Source organism: Acidobacteriota bacterium, from assembly GCA_016716435.1.
Taxonomy (GTDB): domain Bacteria; phylum Acidobacteriota; class Blastocatellia; order Pyrinomonadales; family Pyrinomonadaceae; genus OLB17.
Genome location: JADJWI010000008.1, coordinates 1,214,160 through 1,236,131, shown reverse-complemented (window position 1 = coordinate 1,236,131; position 21,972 = coordinate 1,214,160). Strand labels below are relative to the sequence as shown.

Below are 21,972 nucleotides of genomic sequence, written 5' to 3'. Positions count from 1 at the left end.
CTACGCTCGTTCGAAAACGGTCTCGACCGCCCAATCCTCTTCGCCCTCGGGCGAGACATTGAACATCAAATACTTGAACGTGTCGCTGCCGGGGACGATCTCCGTCCGCCAGCCCCAATCAGGATGGCCGGGCACCGAGTAATGTCCCATCAGGTTTAAGACACCCGCGTCCGAGATCGTTCCCTTGCATTCCATCACCACATATTTTGAGTGCCACGAATCGGTCCAAAATGCCGAGACCGAGTTGTCCTTCCCGCTGCCGGATATCAGGATTACGCCTTCATGCTGCTCGCCCTCGTAAACCCACGTATAGGCGATCTCGAGGCATTGGCCGTTGATCCGCTTCACCGCTTTTGCCATTGAGGGCGATTCGAATATCGGGTCGGGTAGGAATGAAAGATTGAGCCGGTTCGTTCCTTTCCATTCACCTTCAAGCGAAGAAAACACGTCTTGGATGGTCATTGTTTTCCTCCTTGCTGCCCGAGAGCGATCATCGCGAACATTGCCCCGCTCGGGTCGGAGAGAAAAGCCATTTTTCCTACGTTCGGGATATCTTCCGGGCCTTTCAGGATGGTCGCACCAAGCCCGGAGGCTTTCGCAGCCGCCGCATCGCAGTCATCTACGGCGATGTAATGAGCAATATGGGCCGGCGGCATCGGTTCTCCACCGAACATCTCGGGCGTCATCGCGTAGAGCGCGCCATCGGGCTGTTCAGTACCGCAAGACGAAAACTCGAGGTATGGAAAGTCCTCGCCGGCCGCCTGACTCCGCTTGAACTCCCAGCCAAATACGTTGCCGTAGAACGACCGGCACTTTTCAAGTTCGGTCGAGGCGATCTCGACCCAGCAAAACTCGCCATGTGCCGGCATCGGGCCGTAACCTTCTGTAGCTTCAGACATAATGGTCCTCCTAAAACTAATAAGGCCGACAAAATATCACCGGCCGAGAGAAAAGTAAAACTAATACGGGAAAGAGGAGTTTTGAGTTGCGGTAAATGGGAGGCGGCCGTTCCACGATGCAGGGAAGCCGGCCGCAACTCAAAACTTTTGGTGGCGGGAGAGCAACTAGTTCAGCCGGCCATTCGCATCTGTGCGACGGGAGCCATCGACTGAAGCTTGTCAATGAAACGCGACGCCGCCCGTCGGGAAAGTTCCGTCACGCTGCAGTTGAACTCCGCTGAGCACTCCGTCTCCGCATTGATTTTGAGTTGACGGGCAAGCCCGCGAATCATCCCGAGTTGTTTGGAGGTGACCATATCAGCAAGGCTCGCTGCGACCGGCGAGATCGCTTCCGTGATTTCGTCTTGCGGGGTTTCGCGTCCGCGGTTCTCGTTCTTATAAAGATCGCGGGCGATGCCGAATTTAACCGCCGCACGTTTAAGGGCGTCGTGTTCGGCCTTCTTGATACCGGTCTCGCTCGTCGCCGAGCCGGTGCCGATGCCTTCGCGGGTGATCCCGCCGATGGTTATGGCAACGGTGACGATCGCGATCTCGCCGATGTTGCGGATGTCCTTAACGCTGTGGCTCCAATCCGGTGCCGTCGTGTCCAAAATGTCGGCGACGGTATGCCACTCTATATATTCGATCGTCCGGGCCGAGCCGTCCTTCGAACGCCAACCCGTTCGCTGTCGGAGCATTGCGGGCTCGAGGTTTTCACGAAGCTCACGCAGCGTCGTCGAAAAGCTATAAACATTGTCCGCGGCGCCGTTTGCTGCGGGCATGGTCGTATTGGCGATGTTCACATTGGTTGCGTCGGTATTCATATTCATCTCCTTTATCGGCAGTCGGTGTGCCATCCGTGAAACAGCGTACCACGGCAAAAGAAATGTTGCAAGCATGAAACTTGGTGTTGCAATTAAAAATCATCCGTGTTATGTTTTATTTGTGAAATAGAAAGTGCATTTGTGACACTTCAGACTAACGGAGAATAATTATGGCTTATAGCAACGAAAAATTTCTGGATACTGCGGAGCTTGGAAGAGCGGTCAAGCGGCGTCGGGAAGAATTAAAGCTTAGCTTGCGCGACGTGGCCGATGTGACCAATGTCTCGGCCTCAACGCTTTCGCGGATAGAAAATGGCACCGGAAAGCCGGATTCGGACAATATCGCACGGCTTTCGGCCTGGCTTGATATGCCGATCGACCGCCTTATGACAAAGAAGGCTGAAGAGGTCGAACCGGTGATCTATTACCCGCATGAGGCAACGCCCGAGATCGTAGAAGCTCATCTGAGGGCAGATAAGAACCTCAGCTCAGAGACTGCTCAAGCACTTTCGGAGCTTTTCCGGGTGGCTTATAAACAGTTCAGCACGCCTCAGCAGCAGCAAAAGGGAAAGAAATAAGAGCTTAAATAGGGAATCGAGGTAAACGAAGATGATGGAGCAGGCACTTGTAAGGGCAGACGTCGCGGAAGATGCAAGCAGTTTTCATTCGGTCGATACGTCCATTGTCCTTTTCTTTCTCGCAATGGAACTCGCGGCTTCGGCAGGCGGCAATGGTTTGGATAAGGGGCTTTCGCTGCTGGCGATCGCTGCATTTGTCGTCCTGCCGTACTTTTTACCCGGCCGCCATGAAACGATGCAATTAACGCATTGGCTCATCGGACGAACCGCTATCGCCCTTGTCGGGGCCTTTGCAGGCCTCGGATTCGCTTACGCGGTAGCTCCCGGAGCCGCACCGGCATATGCGTCCCTCCCGATGACGCTCCTCATCTTCGCCGCCTTTGTCAGCTGCCTTATGCAGCTCTATGTTATGATTAAAGCTAGTTTGGCCCGATAGGCAAAAGGCGTCAAACAACACAAAATTCCGCATACCGCTCGGGAATGGTATGCGGAATTTTATTTTTTGTGGACCATTTGACGAAAAAGTTCGGATAGATCCTGCTTGTCCTTTTCGCGTCTAGCGACGGCGATCATTGCGTGGTAGAGCGTGAGATCATCTTCGTCGCCAAATTCCCAGCCGTTGAGCTCTAGAAACACCATCGCCGATGCGAGGGCCGTTCGTTTATTGCCATCGAGGAACGGCTGATTCTCCGCGATATGAAAAGCATACGCCGCGGCCATTTCGAATAGATCTGTATGAAGATATTCACCGCCGAAGGACGACTGCGGCATCATTACAGCCGATTCAAGAAGGTTGCGGTCGCGTATCCCGTCAAGGCCGCCATATGCGTCAAGCGACTCCTCGTGAATAACGAAGACCTCCTCCAGCGTCAGAAATCTGGGTTCCGTCATTCAGCCAGTTTTCGAAAGGTTTTCGAGTGGGTTTTAAGGACTTTTTTCGAAAGCTTCCGCACTTCAGCCGTATCACCTAGCTCTTCAGCCGGTTCGATGATCAATCGGCGTCCGTCGGTGGTGATCTCGACCTCTGATTCTCTTCCGATGCCAAGCAGGTCAAGAATGGGCTTGTCAATTATGATACCCATGCTGTTACCAATCATTGTAAGCGACTTTCGCATACTAACAATGTTATAACAGACCGTCGCGAATTTCAAGCAATTTGTTCGAGCGACTGGTGTATTTCTTCCGTATCGTTTTGGGCCGCAATAACTGAGTGAACTTGCCGGACCTTCGAATACAATCTGGAAAACTGATCAGTCGTCAGGGCTTGGGCTCCGTCGCAAAGGGCTTCTTCGGGACAGGGATGCACCTCGATGATGAGGCCGTCCGCGCCAACGGCGGTTCCTGCAAGAGCAAGCGGCTCGACCATGTAGTTATGGCCGGTGCCGTGCGAGGGATCGATTATGATCGGCAGGTGCGAGAGCCTTCGGACCGCCGGGACGATCGAGAGGTCCATTGTGTTCCGAGCGTGGTCGGCGAATGTGCGAATGCCGCGTTCGCAAAGGATCACGTTGTAGTTTCCCTCGGCCATGATGTACTCGGCCGCCAGGAGAAATTCGTCGAGAGTCGCGGAAAGCCCGCGTTTTAAAAGCACCGGTTTCGAGGCCTTTCCAGCATATTTAAGCAGCGAGAAATTCTGCATATTGCGGGCGCCGATCTGTATGCAATCGCCGTATTGTTCGACCAGATCGATACCATGCTCGTCCATCGCTTCCGTTACGATATTCAGCCCAAAGCGGTCGCGAACCTCGGCAAGGATCTTCAGCCCATCTTCGCCTTTACCCTGAAAGGCGTAAGGCGATGTTCGCGGCTTGAACGCACCACCGCGGAAGAATTTCGCTCCGCTCGCAGCGACGGCCTCAGCGGCTGCGAAAACCTGCTCGGCTGATTCGACCGCGCAGGGCCCCGCGATCATTGCCAGGCTGCCGCCGCCGATCGATGCAGTGCCTACTTTGACGACCGATCGGCCGGGCTTCAGATCACTCGAGATCAGCTTGTAGGGTTTGGTAACCCGGATAGCTTCGGCGACGCCGGGCAGATTTTCGAAATGCGTCGGGTCAACTGAGCCGCGATTGCCGGTAATGCCGATCGCCGTCCGGCTCTCGCCAGGCATCGCATGGCCTTTGAACCCGAGCCTTTCGATTACCTGAACAACCCTTTCGATATCCGACTGTGAGGCGTCGGCCTTCATTACGATAAGCATAAATTGCGTCCTTGATACAAAGCTAAGACTTTAATTTTCCGTGCCCGCATTTGCAACCTCGGGCAGCAGTCCGCCGACGAACGAGCGAACGCGTTCCGGCACATTACCCGACGGGATCGAGCGCTCGATCTCCGCCACGATCGCCGATCCGACCACCGCGGCATCGGCATATTCCCAAACTTCCTCGATCTGTTCGCGGGTCGAAATACCGAACCCGACGGCTACCGGCAGATCGGTAAATTTCCTCGCGCGTCGGACGAGTTCTTCAGCCGACGAACTCGTCTCCGCACGGGCACCGGTTACACCGGCTCGCGAAACGGCGTAAAGAAATCCGCTCGCATTCGCAGCTATCTTCGCAAGCCTTTCGTCGCTCGTCGTCGGAGCGATAAGCGATATCAGGTCGAGGCCGTTAGCACGAAGAAGCGAGCCGATCTCGGCTGCTTCTTCATCGACCGCATCAGTTACAAGCACACCGTCGATCCCGGCCGCCGCCGCATCGCGAGCCAGCCGCTCAAGGCCATAGCGGTGAAGCGGGTTAAGGTAGCTGAAAAGCACTATTGGCACGTCGCTCTTTTCACGAAAACGACGGCTCAGCCCGATCACATCGTCCAGCCGCACGCCGTTGGCGAGAGCTCGCATCGATGATGCCTGGATCGTCGGGCCGTCGGCCATTGGGTCGGAGAAGGGAACTCCAAGCTCGATGATATCGGAGCCAAGCTCGGCAAGAGCGTGAACGATCTCAAGAGAAGTTTCGAGGTCAGGATCGCCCGCCGACACGAACGGTATAAAGCCTTTCCGCCCGGCCGAATGCAGCTCTGCGAATGTCAATGCGATCCTGCTCATCGTTCCGACCTCCTGTTCTCATATTCGGCAACCGACATAAGGTCCTTATCGCCGCGGCCGGAAAGATTGACGATCATTGTCGCGTCGCGCGAAAGCGTTGGGGCTATCTTGATCGCGTGGGCTATTCCGTGAGCGGTCTCGAGTGCCGGGATTATGCCTTCGGTCGCGGAAAGTTCCTTGAAAGCGGCCAATGCTTCGTCGTCGCTCGCCGAGGCGTACTCAACGCGGCCGATGGAGCGAAGATAGGCGTGCTCCGGGCCGATCGAGGCATAATCGAGCCCGGCCGAGATAGAATGCGTTGCCGCGACCTGCCCGGCATCATCCTGAAGGACGTAGCTTTTTGTGCCCTGCAAAATGCCGATGTGCCCGCCGGCGGCAAAGCGTGCCGCGTGCATCCCAACCTCGAGCCCGTTGCCACCGGCCTCGACTCCGATCATACGGACATCGTCTGCGAGAAATGGATGAAAAAGCCCGATCGCATTCGAGCCGCCGCCGACACAGGCAACGAGAGCGTCCGGGAGCGAGCCCTCGCGTTCGAGAAACTGCTCGCGGGCCTCTCGGCCGATAACGCTTTGAAAATCTCTGACCATCAGCGGATACGGGTGCGGGCCAAGCGCCGACCCGAGCAAGTAATAAGTATTGCTTACATTCGTTACCCAGTCGCGTAAAGATTCGTTAATAGCATCTTTCAGCGTTCGCGAGCCCGAATCGACACCGCGAACCTCGGCTCCGAGCATCCGCATTCGGAAGACGTTGAGCTCCTGCCGGCGAATGTCCTCGGTGCCCATGTAGATGACGCACTCGAGCCCGAACCTCGCACAGACAGTCGCTGTGGCAACGCCGTGTTGACCGGCACCGGTCTCGGCGATGATCCGAGTTTTCCCCATCCGGCGGGCAAGAAGTATCTGGCCGATAGCGTTATTAATTTTATGAGCCCCGGTGTGGGTCAGATCCTCGCGTTTCAGAAAAATGCGGGCACGACCGAGCCGTTCGGTAAGCCTTTCGGCAAAGTAAAGCGGCGTCGGGCGGCCGGCGAAATCGCGGAGGTAGTAATTGAACTCGCGATGAAACTCCTCATTGTTACGTAACGCAAAGTATCCGGCGGTTAATTCATCGAGCGGAGCGACCAGCGTCTCCGGGACAAAACGCCCGCCAAATTCGCCCCAATATCCGCGTTCATCTGGTTCGTATTTGTTCATATTCCTTTCGCGTTTCGGATGAACGCCTCCATCTTTTTCGCATCCTTTTTCCTCGCCGAGCTTTCTACCCCACTCGCCACATCAACGGCATAGGGCCGCACAAGCTTGACCGCCTCGCCTACGTTTTTAGGCGTTAGGCCGCCGGCGAGAAAAAGCCGTTCAACGTGCTGTCTCACCTCTGATGCAATTCTCCAATCAAACTGCTCGCCCGTTCCGCCGTATGCCTCTGGCGAATAAACGTCGAGCAGAATTGAATCCACAGGGATGTCGCGAACTGCTTCCGCACGGAAATCGGCAGAGACACGAATCGCCTTTATCACCGGCACGCCGCAGGCCTCACTGATCTTCGCAACAAACTCCGGCGTCTCGTCGCCGTGAAGCTGAACGGCGGTGAGGCCGACGATGTCGACCGTCCTTTGAATAGCCTCCATATCTGCATTCACGAAGACACCGATCGATTCGATACCGCTCTCCAAGCGTTTCACAATTCCAGCCGCCGTTGCGAGCTCGATGTGTCGCTTGCTTCCACTATAAAAGTTAAAACCGAGCATATCCGCACCGAGTTCCGCCGTCGCGAGAGCGTCCTCAAGATTTGTAATTCCGCAGATCTTGACCTTCACCATCACTACGCTCCCGCCGTCTCCGTCGTGTTGAGTAGTCGTTTCAATTCGCCTCTCGGGTCGCCGCTCCGCATTAGCATCTCGCCTATCAGAAATGCGTCGAAGCCGAGCGCGTGGAGTTCGGCTATCTCTTCCGCTTTGGATATGCCGCTTTCGGTGATCGTCAAAACGCCTTCGGGCCGGAGCTCAATGAGCGAGCGTGAAATATCGAGCGAGACCTCGAACGTTTTCAGGTTGCGGCTATTGACGCCGATGATCGATGCTCCCGAATCGACCGCTATCTCCATTTCTTCACGGTCATGGACCTCGACGATCGTATCGAGCCCAAAGCCTTTCGCAACGGATAAAAAATCACGCAATTGTTCTTGCTTAAGTGCAGCGACTATCAGCAGGATCGCCGCAGCACCGGCCGCGGCTGACTCGACGATCTGGAATTCATCGATCGTGAAATCTTTGCGAAGGACGGGGATCGAGACGGCATCTCTGATCGCTATGAGGTCTGCCATTGAACCAGCGAAAAAGTCTTCCTCGGTAAGCACGGAGATCGCGGCCGCACCGCCGGCTTCGTAGGCTTTCGCAGTCGCGGCCGGATCGAGCCGATCGTTGATCACACCCTTCGAAGGCGACGCACGCTTGAATTCCGCAATGATCGCGGGGCCTGGCTTGCCGAGGGCGTCGGAAAGCCTTCCGGGCCGATTGGAATTCTCCGCGGCAATCGATTTAAGGTCTGGCATGTTTGCGACGCGCTTCGCGGCCGCGATACGTTCCCGTTTTGCAGCTATGATCTCTTCGAGAAATGTGCTCATTTTATCGGTGCCGCGGCGGCCAGCTCCTCCAATTTATTGTGGGCCGCGCCCGAGGTTAGGCTTTCGCGTGCCATGTCTACAGAATTTTCAAAGCTGTCCGCGGCGTTTGAGATGAAAAGTGCAGCGGCGGCGTTAACGAGAACGAGGTCCTCGGCGCTCTGCGAATGCGGCTGTCCGAGCAAAACGCCGCGGATCATCTCGCCGCTGTGCGCCGAGTCTCTCGAACGAAGCCCGCTTGGCTCGTCAGTCCCGAGTCCGAAATCACGGGCAGCTATCTCGAATCGGCGAATCGAATCGCCCTCTATCTCCGCAACAAAGGTTCGCCCGGTCGGCGATATTTCATCCAGACCGTCCTCGCCGTGCACTATCCACGACCGCTTTGTTACCAAACGGGCGAGAGCCTCGGCCATTTTCGGCACAAGTTCCTTGTCCCAAACCCCGATCAACTGGTGCGGTGCGGACGCGGGATTGCAAAGCGGGCCGACGCAATTGAAGATCGTCGGGAAGCCGAGTCCGCGGCGGACCTTTGCAAGAGTTGGCGAGAGGCGATGAAAATTCGGGGCAAACATAAAGCAGATGCCGACCGTGTTAAGGCAAGTTTCGGCGGTTTCGGGCGAGACCGCCGGGTCGATTCCGAGCACCGATAGGACGTCAGCACTTCCCGAGTTGCTCGTTGCCGCTTTGTTGCCGTGCTTTGCTACCGCAACGCCCGCACCCGCAACAACGAACGAGGCCGCGGTCGAGACATTGAACGTCTTGGCCGAACTGCCACCGGTCCCGACTATGTCAACGAACGTCTCATGAACCGAATTCACACGATTCATTCGCGAGCGAAGAATGCGGGCAAACTCATAGATCTCATCGGACGAAACACCCTTTGCGTTCCATGCTGTGAGCACGTCGGCGATAGGTTGCTCGACGGTTTCGGTTATTAATGCGTCAAGGAGAGCTTCGGCATCGGCCGCGTCAAATGACCGGCCGGCCGCGAAATCGTCGCGATATTTCCTTAGGAGCAGGCTCATAATTCCTTTTCAGCGATCTCAATCGCCCGCAGCAACGCCGCCGCTTTGTTCACGGTTTCCTCATATTCTGACTCCGGGTTCGAATCCGCGACGATGCCGGCTCCGGCCTGGACCTCGGCGACACCATTCTCAAGGACGATCGTGCGGATCGCTATGCACGTGTCCATGTTCCCGGCGTGGTCAAAATGGCCGACCGCACCGGAATAGATCGACCTTTCGTCGGGCTCGAGTTCGCGGATGATCTCGATCGCCCGCACCTTTGGGGCTCCGGAAACCGTGCCTGCCGGGAAACACGACGCGAGGGCATCAAAACGGTCGAGCCCCGGGCGCAGACGGCCCGTTACGTCGCTTACAAGATGCTGAACGTGCGAATATTTCTCCACCGTCATCAAACGCTCGACCCGCACAGAACCGTATTCGGACACTCGGCCGACATCGTTTCGCCCGAGGTCGACCAGCATTTGGTGTTCGGCGACCTCTTTCGGATCGGCGGCCATTTCCTCGGCAAAACGCCGGTCGTCGGCCTCAATGGCGCCCCGCGGCCGCGTGCCGGCGATCGGGCGGTAGTGGATCTCAGACTCCCGCACTCTTACCAGCATCTCCGGCGAAGCTCCGATTACGGACCGCTTCGGCGTTTTGATCAGGAACATATACGGCGATGGGTTAAGCGAACGGATCGCTCTATAAAGCGAGACCGGGCCCGCCGTGGTCGGACGAGAAAATCGCTGTGATATCACAACCTGATAGCAATCGCCGGCTGCTATGTATTCCTTTGCCAGACTAACGGCTTCAATGAATCCTTCACGGGTGAAGTTCGAAGCGACCGATGTTTCTCCTTCTTGAGAGGGTTCGGAGCGGGGAACTCGGAGTTCCGAGGACTCTATCTGTTCGCGAATGCGGGCATTCCTTTCGTGTGCAACGGCAAGCGATCCCTCGTCGCCAGCTTCGGAATTAGTGATGATCAATATCTGTTGCCGAGCATGGTCAAAGGCGACGACCGAGCGGAAGAACATCATCATTCCAAACTCGCGATCGAGCCCTTTCGGCCGTGCAAGCGAGGGCTCGAACCACTCCGAGCAAGGGAAGCCGAGATAGCCGATGGCTCCGCCGGTAAACGAGGGAAGTCCGGCGTCGGGCTCAACTCTATATCTGCCGAGTTCCTCTCTTAGAAAAGCGATAAGGTCGATCGGGAGTTCTTCGACTTCGCCTCCGCGAATCAGATCTACCGTCTGCCGACGGCCCGTTGCGACCATTTCCGGCCCGGCTCCGATGAAGGAATATCGAGCCAACGCCGAACCGCCCTCGACCGATTCGAGCAGGAATGAATGATCCTCGCCGGCCGCAATTTTCAGGTAAACCGAAAGCGGCGTGTGGAGGTCGGCGGGAATTCTCGCGACCACCGGCTGCAATGTTTTTGGATACTCTTTGGTCACAAATAAAAAATGCCGCCCTTCAAAAGGCGGCATCGGGTTCGATCTTTTTGAACATTCGGCTTAGCAACACATTGAGCTAAGCGGATTGATCTCCCAATACCGCAAACGACAAATGCCACCATCCCCAATGGCGGTTTGCTGTCGTGAGATTTGCGGTAACGGGTTTCATATCCTTGTCGTAAGAAATAGCAAAACGAATGCATGGCTGTCAACTACATCTTCTCCGGCACCTCAATTCCCATCGTCGCAAGCGCGGTGGTCAGGGTGTCGCGAGCCCGCTCGGCGACGGTCAAGAGCACCGCCCGCTTCGTTTCATCCGGCTCGGGCAGGATCTTGTGGTTGTGGTAGAAAAGGTTAAAAGCCTTCGCGAGGTTGAATGTATATTTGGCTAAAATCGCGGGCTCATTGGCGTTCGCTGCCTGCTGAAGGGTTTCCTCGAGCCGCGAAGCAAGCGTCAGCATCGCCCAAATGTCGTTCGCGTCCTCCGCCGACAGCATTTCGCTGATCCTCTCTGAACCTTTTAGCGTGGCCTTTATAGCCGAAAGATCCTCGCTGCGTTCGGCAAGCTTTCGAAAGATCGAATTCGCTCGGACCGCCGAGTACTGGCAAAAGCAACCCGTCTCGCCTTCGAATGAAAGCGCTTCCTTGAAATCAAAAACGATCACCGTCGTCCGTGTGAACTTTAGCAAAAAGTACCGCAAAGCACCGACGGCGATCTGGTGAGCGATGTGCTTTTTCTCGTCAACCGAGATATCCTGATGCCGCGACTCGACCTCGGCGAATGCATTCGCTTCGAGCCGGTCGATCAGGTCGTCGGCCTTTACGCCGAGGCCTTTTCGGCCGCTCATTTCGATGAACGTCCGCTTCTTGTCCTCGTCGGAAAGCTGAAATCCAAGTTCTTCAGCCGCCGCCGGCGAGAGGGCGACCATCTCATATGAAAGGTGAACGCTCGCATTCTCCCCGCGTTCGGGATAGATCGCGGCAACGCCTCGCTTTACGATCTCCTGCGGATAGGACTGCCGCGTGTCGATGACGTTGTAGACCGTCTCGCCGTGGCCAAACTCCGGAAACTCCGCCGAGGCTTGTGAAGCATCAGCCGTCGTTATCCAAACCTCTTTGCCGTCGGCATACTTATGAAACGGCCGGTAATGGAAATCGAGCCCGAGTATCCCGAGCTTCCACATCTGATAGGCGATGTCCTTGCCGGTGTAGGTCACGGTTCCGTTCGAGCGGACGAGGATCTTGTCCGAGTCGTGCTCATCCGTTCCGGAGTGCTCCTCAAAGGGCATCACCCAGCATCCCGCATTCTTGCCTTCGGTCTCATGGTGAACAACACCGAGCTGCTTCATCTGCTCGAACGCCTTGTCCCAGAAGTGAAGATGAAGGATCTCAGACTCACGGGGCAATAGATCGTACCGGATACCGAAGCGCTCCATCGTCTTGAGTATGCACTCGACGTTTCGGGTCGCGACGTAGTCGGCAAGCTCGGCGGTCGGGTTGTTGCCTTCTTCGATCAAGTGAAGTACTTCGGCCCGTTTTGCCTTCAGCTCCTCGTCGGCGAGATATGCTTGGCCGACCCTGGCATAGAGGTTCCAGCAGTAGTAATCGAACGAGATGCCCTTTACACTAAGCTCACTATCCAGAGTCTTTATCGCGTCCAAGTTCAAGTGTTCGATGAACATAAACCCGACGACCACATCGGCTACTTGAACACCTGTATTGTCGATATAATTCTGGACCTCAACCGCTTTTCCGTTGGCATTCAGAATGCGGACGAACGTGTCGCCGAGAACGGAATTCCGCACGTGCCCGATGTGGGCAGCTTTATTGGGGTTGACGGAAGTGTGCTCGACGCAGACCTTCGCCACGGTCCCGGCCCGAGCGGGAATCGGAGCTGAGTCGAGATTTTCGACCAGAAAACGAGCCCGGTCGTAAAAAACGTTCAAATAGCCTGGTCCGGCGATCTCGACACGGTCGATGAAATCGAACTTTTCTATTCGAGCCTTCAGCTTTTCAGCTATTGCACGGGGATTTTGCTTCTCGCCGGTTGCTTGTTTTACAAGCTTTGCGAGTTCAAAGGCGGCCGGGAAGGCAAGGTCGCCGAGCTCGGTTTTTGGTGGTGTTTCGGCAGCGATGTTTTCCAGCGAAATGCCAAACTCTTCCGATGCGGCATCGCGGATCGCGGTTCGAAGGGCTGTTTGAAGTTCGAGCAGTGTCATTCGGTAAATTTCCCCAACAGGAGATAAAACCGAAATTATACGTTTTGCCCGAAGCTATTAGCAAAACAAGCCGGTCAAAGTATCGAGACCGTCAATGAATAGCTGGTCGCCCGGTTGAGGTTATCGACGCAAATGCTCTGATCGCCGGGGTATTCGACCTCGAGCGTATAGCTCGTCTCGCCGCTTTCGAAAATGTTCACCTTGCCAGTGCGTGAGCTTATAGTCGCCGTAAGCGTCTGGCCGCGGCGGGCATTGGCGAAATAGCAGACTCGGCCGCCGGCTGTAAGAGTTCCGGCGACGGTCGCGGACGTGCGGCCTTTGGCAAAGCGGATCTTTTTATAGGGCTGGCCGAAGGCGGAATTTACCCCAAACAAAAGAGCGGCGGTTACGAGAAATGTTCCGAGCGTTCGCATAGTTTTCCTCTCTGGAAGTGTCCTTCACTTACATAACGCGTTGAAACTTGCAAAAAGATATCACCGCCGATTTCATCGAACTCGGCGAAAAGGCTAAGATTTAACCTAGTTCTTATGCGAACCCTTTATTTTGACTGCTTTGCCGGCGCAAGTGGCAACATGATCCTCGGAGCCTTATTCGACCTTGGACTCGACCGCGATGAGTTCGAGCGCCGTCTTTCCGGGCTCCGGATCGAGGGCTTCGCACTGAAGCCCGAGACGGTCGACCGCTCCGGGATTTCCTCGTGCCACGTAAATGTCATCGTGCCCGAGGTCGAATCGCACCGGCATTTGCACCACATCGAGAAGATAATCAACGAGGCCGAGCTTTCAGATGGCGTAAAAGAACGAGCGATCAAGATCTTCACACTTTTAGCCGAAGCCGAGGCCCGCGTTCACGGCACGGACGTTACAAAGGTACATTTTCATGAGGTCGGAGCTCTCGATGCGATAGTTGATATTGTCGGGGCGTGCATTGGCATTGAGATGTTGGGCGTCGAGCAATTTGCGTCATCGAAGCTCCACGTCGGGAGCGGCTTTGTCACGATGGCCCACGGAATGTTTCCCGTGCCTCCGCCGGCCGTTGCGGAACTTCTTAAAGGCAAGCCGATCTACGCGACCGAGATCGAAGGCGAGTTGATCACACCGACCGGAGCCGCGATCATTGCCGCGGTTTGTGAAAGTTTCGGCACCATCCCCGAAATGTCCGTCGAGGCAACCGGATACGGAGCGGGAACGCGGGAGTATAAGGACTTTCCGAATGTCTTGCGGTTAATGGTCGGCGAAGCGGCCGAGTTCGGAAAGAAGCCCGCGAAAGATCATGATGACCTCGTGCTGATGGAGACGAACGTCGATGATTCGACGCCGCAGGTGGTCGGGTTTGTGATGGAGCGGGCGTTTGAACTCGGTGCCCTCGATTGCTGGTTCACGCCGGTGCAGATGAAGAAGAATCGCCCGGGCGTGGTCATTTCGGTGCTTTCCTCGCCTGAAAACAGGGACGCATTGCTCGCGATGCTTTTTTCTGAGACGACGACGATCGGCATTAGAACTTTACAGGTCGCCCGCGTCAGCCTTGAACGGCGGTTCGAGACTGTCAGCACCCAGTTTGGCGAGTGCCGGATAAAGATCGCTATGCGGGACGGCCGCGTGGTGAATGCGATGCCTGAATACGAGGACGTCCGTCGTTTAGCTTTGGAGAAAGATGTCCCTTTCCGTATCGTATGGGAAGCAGCGTGCAAAGCTGCAGGTGAGAAGGCGACGGCTGTCGGGGCCTAACGGAAGATAAATGGCGAAAACAAAGAAAAGAACGGTGGATACGGCAAAGATCGCAGCGGGCGTTAGATTGATGCTCGAGGGGATGGGCGAAGACCCGGACCGCGACGGGCTCATAAAAACGCCCGAGCGGGTGGCTGATTTTTACGTCGAGCTGACCGAAGGCATGTGGCAGAATGCGAAGGAGCATATCGTCCCGCTGCCCGGCGATTCGCACGACGAGATGGTTCTGGTCAAGGACATTTCGATCGCATCTGTCTGCGAGCATCATCTGGCACCGTTCGTTGGGAAATGCCATATTGCCTATATTCCGAAAGGCGGCCGAATAGTCGGGCTCTCAAAGCTCGCCCGGATCGCCGAGATCTTTTCCCGGCGGCTGCAGGTTCAGGAACGGCTGACGCAAGAGATAGCAAATACGCTGTTCGAGGGGCTGAAACCGCTCGGCGTTATGGTCGTTATCGAGGCCGAACATACTTGCATGACGCTCCGCGGCGTAAAGAAGCCGGGGGCGATCACGATAACATCGGCCGTGCTTGGCGGCTTCCGGCGTGATCCAAGAACTCGTGCCGAGGCGATGTCATTAATTAAGGGGTAACTTTAACTTCACAAAATCGTTTAGCTGTCGGGTTCCGACACTTCAGACACAACTTTAGCTATGAAAAAGATACTTTTATTCGTTGTTGCGATGTCCGTGCTGGTGTCCGGAATTCCGGCTCAGACAATGGAAGCCAGGTTCGATGCCGCGAAAATTCGCGAAAGGGTTAAAAGGCTTTCGGCCGACGATTTCGAAGGCCGCGGGCCGGGAAATGCCGGGAGCAAGAAAGCGGCTGATTACATCGCCGCCCAGATGAAAGCCGCGGGCATCAAACCCGGAAACGGCAAGAGCTATTTTCAGAATGTGAAGCTTGTCGGAGTGAAGGTGGATCCGGCAACGCAGCTCGCTGTTAGCCGCGGGAACGAGACAAAGAATTTCAAGTTCGGCGATGATTTTGTGGCGACGACCGGTGCTCAGCGAAGCAATGTCTCGGTCGATGCCGATGTCGTTTTCATGGGATACGGCGTCGAGGCACCGCTCTACAAATGGAACGACTACAGCGGCCCGGCCGAGGATTACCGCGGCAAGGTGCTGATGATAATGGTCAATGACCCGCCCGCGACCGCCGAGGAGCCGAACCTTTTCGGCGGCAAGGCACTGACGTATTACGGCCGCTGGACGTACAAGTACGAAGAGGCTGCCCGACGCGGTGCTGCGGGCGTGATCCTTATTCACACGAACGAATCGGCAGGCTATGGCTGGAACGTCGTCCGCACGTCATTCGGCGGGCCGCGGTCGGAGATATTCAGGGCTCCCGGCGACAAGACTCCGTACCTCGACTTGATGTCTTGGGTCACCAACGACACCGCGGCCGCAATGATGAAGCAGGCGGGTGTTGATTACGAAGGACTGAGGAAAAAGGCGGCAACACGCGACTTCCGTCCGGTAAAGACGGGGCTCAGGGTCAAGATCGACCTCAAAGCCGCGACGACTACCTTTGAATCGCCAAACATCGTCGGCAAGATCGAAGGAAGCGATAAGGCACTTCGCGACCAGTATGTGATCTACACAGCCCACTGGGACCATTTGGGTATCGGCGAGCCCGACGCTAGCGGTGATCGAATCTACAACGGAGCGTATGATAACGCCTCGGGAGTTTCTGCAGTCATCGGTATCGGCGAGGCGATCGTGAAGATGAAAAAGGCCGAGCGGCCAAAGCGTTCGATCTATTTCTTGTTTCCCGCTGCCGAGGAGCAAGGCTTGCTCGGGGCTGAGTATTTCGCTCAGAATCCGCTTATTCCGCTCAACAAGATCGCCGGAAATGTGAACATCGACGGAGTCAACTTCTTCGGGCGAACAAAGGACTTTTCGGCACTCGGGGCTGAGCGTTCAACGCTCGGTCCATTGGTCGAGGCAGTCGGCCGCGAACGCAGCATGACGCTCGAAGGCGATATGCGGCCTGAGCAGGGGTTTTTCTTCCGCTCGGATCATTTCCCGTTTGCAAAGGTCGGCGTGCCGGCGGTTTCGCTCCGCCACGGAGACGATTTTGTTAAGCCGCTCGAGGGAACGGCGCTCGAATTCTTCAGCAATTACACGGCGAAGTATTATCATCAGCCATCAGATCAATATTACGATTGGTGGGACGCCGCGGCGATGGTACAGAATGCCGAGCTCGGGCTTGCTATCGGACTAAAGATAGCAAACGCTGCAGCGATGCCGCGATATCTTGAAACCGACGAGTTCGCGGACGCCGACAAGAAGCGGATGGCGAAGTAGGGTCAGAAAGAAGACTCACAAAAGTGTAGCGTGTGGCGAATTTTGCCAATACACGCTACACTTTTTCTTTTTTGAAGATGAACTCTTTTTACGTCACAACCCCGATCTACTACGCCAACAGCCTGCCGCATCTCGGGCATCTCTACACGACCATCGTCGCGGATGTCCTGCATCGCTATAAGACGCAGCGAGGGTTTGATGTGCTTTTCTTAACCGGTACGGATGAGCACGGAATAAACATCCAGCGGGCAGCGGAAAAGGCCGGTAAAACGCCGAAAGAGCAAGTAGATTTTATTGCGGGCGAGCTAAAGCGGATGTTCAGTGATTTCGGCCTTGGGCCGGAGAGCGGCGGATACGACATCTTTATGCGGACGACCGAGCCCTTTCACTACGAGGGCGTACGGCATCTCTGGCAGCGGATCGCGGCGGGGAAAACGCCGAAAGGTAACGACAATATCTACAAAGGCCATTACGAGGGCTGGTTCTGCGCCCCTTGCGCGGCGTTCAAGCAGGAAGATGAGTATATAACTCCGGAAGGTTCAGATATTCCGAATTGCCTGATCCACGAACGTCCCCTCGACCGCGTCTCTGAAGAAAGCTATTTCTTTCGGCTTTCGGACTTCGATGAATTCCTACTTCAGACCATCGAGGGCGACCCGGAAATACTTAAACCGGAATCTCGGCGTAATGAGGCCATCTCATTCATAAAAGGCGGGTTACAGGATCTCTCGATCAGCCGCGAAAAGCGATCCGTCGCATGGGGCGTGCCGGTTCCGGGCGATGATGACCACGTAATGTACGTTTGGCTCGACGCCCTTTCGAACTACATAACGGCCCTCGGCTATGGGAACGGCCGCGAAAATGCACCGGGATTTGAGAAATATTGGCAGAATGCCGTTCACCTGGTCGGAAAGGACATTCTGAGGTTTCACACCGTCTATTGGTTCTCGTTCCTCAAGGCCGCGGGACTGCCGCTGCCGAAAACAGTTTACGCCCATGGCATGTGGCTTGATGCCGACGGCCGCAAGATGGGCAAGACGCTCGGCAATGTCATCGACGTCGATCTGCTTCATAAGCATTTTCAAGTGGATGCGGTTCGGTATTTTTGCCTGCGGGAGATGGTTTTCGGGCAGGACGGCAAATTTGGCTATGAGAACCTGATCGACCGGGCAAATGCCGACCTAGCGAGCGGGCTTGGCAATTTGCTGAGCCGAACCATCTCGATGCTTCATAAATATCGAGATGGCCGAGTGCCGAACGGCAAGATTGCTGAAGAGAATTACATCCACGCAAGGCGTGCCGGGCTTGACCCCGACGGCGGCGAGATAGTTCACGTCCTCGAACATGCACGCGATGAGTTTCTTCGTCGGTTCGATAATTTTGAGTTCAGCCAGGCACTTGAGGGCATTTGGGCGGTAATCGCCAGGATCGACAAGATGATCTCGGACGCAAAGCCCTGGGAGTTGGTCAAGGACGAACGGCAGGCCGAGACGCTCAACGCCGTGCTATACCGGGCGGCCGAAACGCTCCGCTGGATCGGGGCGATGGTCTATCCGGTGATGCCGTCATCGGCGACGAGGATATTTGCACAGCTTGGGCTCGGCGGCGATGATCTCTCGCGACTCGACCCGGCAAAGTTAAAATGGGGCGGGCTCGAGGCCGGGGCGGCGATCGGAGCGGCCGAAGGGATTTTTCCAAGGATCGATAAAGCTAAAACAATGAGCGAAATAAAAGAAAGTGTAGTTGAGGCGCCTGCCTCGGAAGGCGGCCAGCAAGAAACTCCGGCATCTATTGATGCTCAGGTCGAAGAAGGCAAGTTCATCACCATCGATGATTTCATCAAGGTCGATCTCCGCGTCGGCGAGATAAAGGTTGCCGAACGCGTGCCGAACGCCGACAAGCTTCTGCGTTTCGAGGTTGATCTCGGCGAAGAAAAACCGCGGCAGATTCTCGCCGGCCTCGCCGAATATTACGACCCCGAACCGCTCGTCGGCCGGAAGGTCGTCGTCGTCGCGAACCTAAAGCCAAGAAAAATGCGCGGCCTCGAATCGCAAGGAATGATCTGCGCCGCCTCGCTCGAAGACGGCACCGGCGAAAAACCGGCCCTTGCCACATTCATAGAGAACGTCGACATCGGAGCCAGATTGAAATGACACTCCTGGACTCCCACCGCCACAATGACGGGGAATTGCTCATTGTTTACGAAGAATGCGATTTGAATGGGATCAAGAAAAGGCCGAGAGAAATCTGAAAAAGCACGGAGTTAGCTTTGACGAGGCTCAGACGGTGTTTGGAGACGAATTGGCACGCATCTTTGATGATGAAATTCACTCCTTCGAGGAAAAACGGCATGTGATCTTCGGACATTCGTCTTTGAATAATTTGCTAATTGTGGGCTTTACCGAACGCGGTGGTGATAAAATCAGGATTATTAGTGCAAGGCAAGCTACGCCTAAAGAGAGCCGAAGGTATGCAAATTGAACTTGACGAGAATGATGATCTCCTCCCGGAGTACGATCTCGATTTTGCGAAATCGAAACCGAATCGATTTGCCGCGGCCTACAATCGTATGGTCGTAAGGGTCGGATTGGCTCCCGATGTTGCCGAGGAATTTCCCACAGAACAATCCGTCAATGAAGCGTTAAGGGATTACATCCGGATCACCCGCCAAGAGAAACCCGAGATTCCAGCGCGCTGATGTTGATCGATTCGCATTGCCATATTGACGGGCCGCAGTTCGATGAGGATCGGGATGAGGTTGCCACGAGGGCGGGCCAAGCAGGCGTGGTCGCAAACCTCAAGCCCCGAAAAATGCGCGGCCTCGAATCGCAAGGAATGATCTGCGCCGCCTCGCTCGAAGACGGCACCGGCGAAAAACCGGCCCTCACAACGTTTTTCGAGAACGTCGATATCGGCGCCCGACTCAAGTAGTAGAGCCTTTCCGGCATTAAACAATTTTCTTCCCAAAATGGCGGATCGAGGTTAGAATAGCGAAAGTTCCGGAATCCACCGTCTCCCAGAGCTCGTTCGTGCTTCGGTTGGCGATCGTTTGTATTAGGGGTTCAGATTGTAATGAAAAGACTTGCTCCTGCATTTGCACTCTTTGTCTTTCTCGGCCTGACATCTTTCGCCCAAAAAGCACCGCCGCCACCACCTCCAAAACCGGCACCGCCGCCACCGATTGCAAAACCGACACCGGCGGAAACTCTCGAGAAAACCGACGAGGAGTTCGCCGCGGAGATCATACGTTCCGCCGAAGAACCGATCGAGTGGAAACTTAGGGAGTTCGAGGGGTTTTCTGTAAAGGCCTTGATGCCAAGGGAACCGATCCGACAGACCGAGACGGGTTTCCAGGTTGGGCTTGGACGGATGACTTCGATCATTTACCTATCGGTTGGGGAAAATGCGGTCTATGTGCTAGGCAAAACATCGTTGCCCTATCGGGTTACGGATCCGAAGTTGCTTAGAGATTATTACCGTGAGTTTGCCAATGGAATGTCAGGGGAAGGGCCGTCTCCTTTTCAGCACATTAGGGATCTTGAGATCGCCGGAAATCTTGCGGTCGAGTTGCGTTCGCTGCCGAATGACGTCCGTTTTCAATCGACGTTAAGCCGGGCATTTATCGTTGGGCGTGATGTGTTCATAATGATCGCAATGCCCGTTGAGGATGAAGAAGATGACGAACCGCCCTCGGAAGAATTGATCAAGGCCCGCACCGCCGAGTTTGAGAGATTTTTCAATTCTATCGTCATCAGCGAGCAGGGTTCTCCGGCTCCGACGCCTGACCCGCCGATCTTCGTAGCCACATTTGAGAGCCAGCTTTTTCGGAGCAATTTCTTTAGATTCAAGTTAAGCGTTCCAGAAGGCTGGATCCGAATCACACAGGAAGATGTCGCAGACATTCAAAACTGGGGCCGCTCAACCATCCGAGATGAGACGGGCGGGCGAACGCTGCCGGCGCCTCAAAGAAGAACAAATCTCGCGGCGTTCCTTTCCGGACCGATCGGAATGGATGGGCTTGGGATGATCAACATCACTGTTGCGAATGAAGCGAGCTCGTTCGCGGAGGTCAAACGATTGTCCGGGGTGACCGCGACGCTTCTTTCAGGAATTTCATCCTATAAGGTCGTTGAGCCCCCGACGCAGGTGAACCTTGGGAATATTTCGGCGATGCGAATGAAAAATCGGATAACCTTAGCTGGAGCTTCTCAGGATCAGTACTTCTTTTTTCTATTGAGACGCGGCCGTGTACTTGGTATCACGGTCACATGCACGGTGGCGGCTGACTGTACGACCGCGCTCGAAGCGGTTTCTAAGATCGAATTCGAAAAGTAATGCTGATCGATTCGCATTGCCATATTGACGGGCCGCAGTTCGACGAGGACCGCGATGATGTTGTTCAGCGGGCGATGGAGGCCGGAGTATCGGCGATGCTCAATGTTGGGACGGGCGACCCGCATTCTGATGATTTTCGGCGTGCCGTGCAGGTGGCAGAAAAGTATGAAAACGTTTGGGCAAGCGTTGGGGTTCATCCCCACGATGCGAAGCTTTATGATGATCGGGCCGAGGAGCACTTGCTCGAACTTGCCCGAAGCTCAGAGAAGGTCATCGCCTGGGGCGAGATTGGCCTCGATTATTATTACGACCACAGCCCGCGGGACGTCCAACGCGAGGTCTTCCGCCGGCAGATCCGGCTCGCGAAAGAGCTTGAATTGCCGATCATCGTCCACAGCCGCGACGCCAACGACGACACGGTAGAAATATTAACCGAGGAATTCGGACGGAGAGCGGACACTCTTGTCCGCATGAGCGTCGTTTCGACGCGAAAGAGCGCGGCTGAATTAGAAGGTGTTGGTGTTAACGGTGTTGTCGCCGGGGGAACCGGCGATGCGGACAAGAGTGTCCGCGCTCCGGGAATAATGCATTGTTTTGGCGGGACGTCGGAGATGGCGTTGGCGTTAATGGAAGTTGGTTTTTTCATCTCCTTCGCGGGGAACGTTACGTTCAAAAAGGCTGAGGAGCTTCGCGAGGCGGCGCGGGTCGTCCCGCTCGAGCGTCTGCTGGTCGAAACAGATTGTCCGTTCCTTACGCCGGTCCCGCATCGCGGCAAGCGGAACGAACCGGCGATGGTCGTGCATACTGCGCAGTTTTTGGCGGAGCTAAAGGGCGTTGAGTTCGATGTGCTGGCCAGGCAGACCACCGAAAATTTCTCGAGCCTCTTCCGCATCGATCCATCGGTTGCGACAAGCTAGTCC

Annotated in this window: 25 protein-coding genes; 11 read left to right on the top strand and 14 right to left on the bottom strand. The window is 55.5% G+C overall.

Annotation, left to right across the window (positions count from 1 at the left end; translation table 11 throughout):
• From IPM21_17655 to IPM21_17645, 3 genes are all read right to left on the bottom strand, one after another.
• Entirely contained in the window at nucleotides 1-462 is a 462-nt protein-coding gene (locus IPM21_17655; protein ID MBK9165698.1) for a DUF1579 family protein, read from the bottom strand.
• The gene (locus tag IPM21_17650; GenBank protein ID MBK9165697.1) at nucleotides 459-899 is read right to left on the bottom strand and encodes a VOC family protein; all 441 of its coding nucleotides are present in this window, start codon (nucleotides 897-899) and stop codon (nucleotides 459-461) included. The genes IPM21_17655 and IPM21_17650 overlap by 4 nt, the downstream gene beginning before the upstream one ends.
• Nucleotides 900-1,069: 170 nt before the next feature.
• Complete coding sequence (locus IPM21_17645) at nucleotides 1,070-1,762, bottom strand: hypothetical protein (GenBank protein ID MBK9165696.1); 693 nt, start codon at nucleotides 1,760-1,762, stop codon at nucleotides 1,070-1,072.
• Between the two features lie 170 nt (nucleotides 1,763-1,932).
• Here IPM21_17645 and IPM21_17640 point away from each other — a divergent pair, with 170 nt between their 5' ends.
• Entirely contained in the window at nucleotides 1,933-2,340 is a 408-nt protein-coding gene (locus IPM21_17640; protein MBK9165695.1) for a helix-turn-helix transcriptional regulator, read from the top strand.
• Nucleotides 2,341-2,374: 34 nt separating this feature from the next.
• Complete coding sequence (locus IPM21_17635; protein MBK9165694.1) at nucleotides 2,375-2,776, top strand: hypothetical protein; 402 nt, start codon at nucleotides 2,375-2,377, stop codon at nucleotides 2,774-2,776.
• Between the two features lie 59 nt (nucleotides 2,777-2,835).
• Here IPM21_17635 and IPM21_17630 read toward each other — a convergent pair whose 3' ends face one another.
• The 11 genes from IPM21_17630 to IPM21_17580 all read right to left on the bottom strand — a co-directional run bounded on the left by IPM21_17630 (nucleotide 2,836) and on the right by IPM21_17580 (nucleotide 13,095).
• The gene (locus IPM21_17630; protein MBK9165693.1) at nucleotides 2,836-3,231 is read right to left on the bottom strand and encodes a type II toxin-antitoxin system death-on-curing family toxin; all 396 of its coding nucleotides are present in this window, start codon (nucleotides 3,229-3,231) and stop codon (nucleotides 2,836-2,838) included.
• The gene (locus tag IPM21_17625) at nucleotides 3,228-3,455 is read right to left on the bottom strand and encodes an AbrB/MazE/SpoVT family DNA-binding domain-containing protein (protein ID MBK9165692.1); all 228 of its coding nucleotides are present in this window, start codon (nucleotides 3,453-3,455) and stop codon (nucleotides 3,228-3,230) included. Before IPM21_17625 ends, IPM21_17630 begins: the two co-directional genes overlap by 4 nt.
• A gap of 32 nt (nucleotides 3,456-3,487) precedes the next feature.
• Nucleotides 3,488-4,540, bottom strand: a complete 1,053-nt coding sequence (aroF, locus tag IPM21_17620) for a 3-deoxy-7-phosphoheptulonate synthase (protein ID MBK9165691.1) — start codon at nucleotides 4,538-4,540, stop codon at nucleotides 3,488-3,490.
• Between the two features lie 30 nt (nucleotides 4,541-4,570).
• Nucleotides 4,571-5,383: a tryptophan synthase subunit alpha gene (locus tag IPM21_17615; protein MBK9165690.1), complete on the bottom strand. Its 813-nt coding sequence runs from the start codon at nucleotides 5,381-5,383 to the stop codon at nucleotides 4,571-4,573.
• Nucleotides 5,380-6,582: a tryptophan synthase subunit beta gene (trpB, locus tag IPM21_17610; protein ID MBK9165689.1), complete on the bottom strand. Its 1,203-nt coding sequence runs from the start codon at nucleotides 6,580-6,582 to the stop codon at nucleotides 5,380-5,382. The genes IPM21_17615 and trpB overlap by 4 nt, the downstream gene beginning before the upstream one ends.
• On the bottom strand, nucleotides 6,579-7,205 hold the full coding sequence (locus IPM21_17605) for a phosphoribosylanthranilate isomerase (protein MBK9165688.1): 627 nt from the start codon (nucleotides 7,203-7,205) through the stop codon (nucleotides 6,579-6,581). The genes trpB and IPM21_17605 overlap by 4 nt, the downstream gene beginning before the upstream one ends.
• A gap of 2 nt (nucleotides 7,206-7,207) precedes the next feature.
• Entirely contained in the window at nucleotides 7,208-8,008 is an 801-nt protein-coding gene (gene trpC, locus IPM21_17600; protein MBK9165687.1) for an indole-3-glycerol phosphate synthase TrpC, read from the bottom strand.
• Nucleotides 8,005-9,030, bottom strand: a complete 1,026-nt coding sequence (gene trpD, locus IPM21_17595; protein MBK9165686.1) for an anthranilate phosphoribosyltransferase — start codon at nucleotides 9,028-9,030, stop codon at nucleotides 8,005-8,007. The genes trpC and trpD overlap by 4 nt, the downstream gene beginning before the upstream one ends.
• On the bottom strand, nucleotides 9,027-10,496 hold the full coding sequence (gene trpE / locus IPM21_17590; protein MBK9165685.1) for an anthranilate synthase component I: 1,470 nt from the start codon (nucleotides 10,494-10,496) through the stop codon (nucleotides 9,027-9,029). Before trpE ends, trpD begins: the two co-directional genes overlap by 4 nt.
• A gap of 179 nt (nucleotides 10,497-10,675) precedes the next feature.
• Complete coding sequence (gene argS, locus IPM21_17585; protein MBK9165684.1) at nucleotides 10,676-12,682, bottom strand: arginine--tRNA ligase; 2,007 nt, start codon at nucleotides 12,680-12,682, stop codon at nucleotides 10,676-10,678.
• Nucleotides 12,683-12,756: 74 nt separating this feature from the next.
• Nucleotides 12,757-13,095 carry a hypothetical protein gene (locus IPM21_17580; GenBank protein MBK9165683.1) on the bottom strand — a complete coding sequence of 113 codons (339 nt, stop codon included), beginning with the start codon at nucleotides 13,093-13,095 and terminating at the stop codon, nucleotides 12,757-12,759.
• A 114-nt stretch (nucleotides 13,096-13,209) separates the two neighbouring features.
• Here IPM21_17580 and larC point away from each other — a divergent pair, with 114 nt between their 5' ends.
• The 9 genes from larC to IPM21_17535 all read left to right on the top strand — a co-directional run bounded on the left by larC (nucleotide 13,210) and on the right by IPM21_17535 (nucleotide 21,969).
• Nucleotides 13,210-14,409, top strand: a complete 1,200-nt coding sequence (gene larC, locus IPM21_17575; GenBank protein MBK9165682.1) for a nickel pincer cofactor biosynthesis protein LarC — start codon at nucleotides 13,210-13,212, stop codon at nucleotides 14,407-14,409.
• Between the two features lie 10 nt (nucleotides 14,410-14,419).
• The gene (folE, locus tag IPM21_17570; protein ID MBK9165681.1) at nucleotides 14,420-15,001 is read left to right on the top strand and encodes a GTP cyclohydrolase I FolE; all 582 of its coding nucleotides are present in this window, start codon (nucleotides 14,420-14,422) and stop codon (nucleotides 14,999-15,001) included.
• A 60-nt stretch (nucleotides 15,002-15,061) separates the two neighbouring features.
• Complete coding sequence (locus tag IPM21_17565) at nucleotides 15,062-16,717, top strand: M28 family peptidase (protein MBK9165680.1); 1,656 nt, start codon at nucleotides 15,062-15,064, stop codon at nucleotides 16,715-16,717.
• Between the two features lie 77 nt (nucleotides 16,718-16,794).
• Nucleotides 16,795-18,870, top strand: a complete 2,076-nt coding sequence (metG, locus tag IPM21_17560; GenBank protein ID MBK9165679.1) for a methionine--tRNA ligase — start codon at nucleotides 16,795-16,797, stop codon at nucleotides 18,868-18,870.
• Nucleotides 18,871-18,925: 55 nt separating this feature from the next.
• Nucleotides 18,926-19,198, top strand: coding sequence for a BrnT family toxin (locus IPM21_17555; protein MBK9165678.1), 273 nt, complete (start codon nucleotides 18,926-18,928; stop codon nucleotides 19,196-19,198).
• On the top strand, nucleotides 19,188-19,415 hold the full coding sequence (locus IPM21_17550; GenBank protein ID MBK9165677.1) for a hypothetical protein: 228 nt from the start codon (nucleotides 19,188-19,190) through the stop codon (nucleotides 19,413-19,415). Before IPM21_17555 ends, IPM21_17550 begins: the two co-directional genes overlap by 11 nt.
• The gene (locus IPM21_17545; protein ID MBK9165676.1) at nucleotides 19,415-19,648 is read left to right on the top strand and encodes a TatD family hydrolase; all 234 of its coding nucleotides are present in this window, start codon (nucleotides 19,415-19,417) and stop codon (nucleotides 19,646-19,648) included. Before IPM21_17550 ends, IPM21_17545 begins: the two co-directional genes overlap by 1 nt.
• A gap of 141 nt (nucleotides 19,649-19,789) precedes the next feature.
• Complete coding sequence (locus IPM21_17540; protein MBK9165675.1) at nucleotides 19,790-21,052, top strand: hypothetical protein; 1,263 nt, start codon at nucleotides 19,790-19,792, stop codon at nucleotides 21,050-21,052.
• Nucleotides 21,052-21,969: a TatD family hydrolase gene (locus IPM21_17535; protein MBK9165674.1), complete on the top strand. Its 918-nt coding sequence runs from the start codon at nucleotides 21,052-21,054 to the stop codon at nucleotides 21,967-21,969. The genes IPM21_17540 and IPM21_17535 overlap by 1 nt, the downstream gene beginning before the upstream one ends.
• The last annotated feature ends 3 nt before the right edge of the window (nucleotides 21,970-21,972 follow it).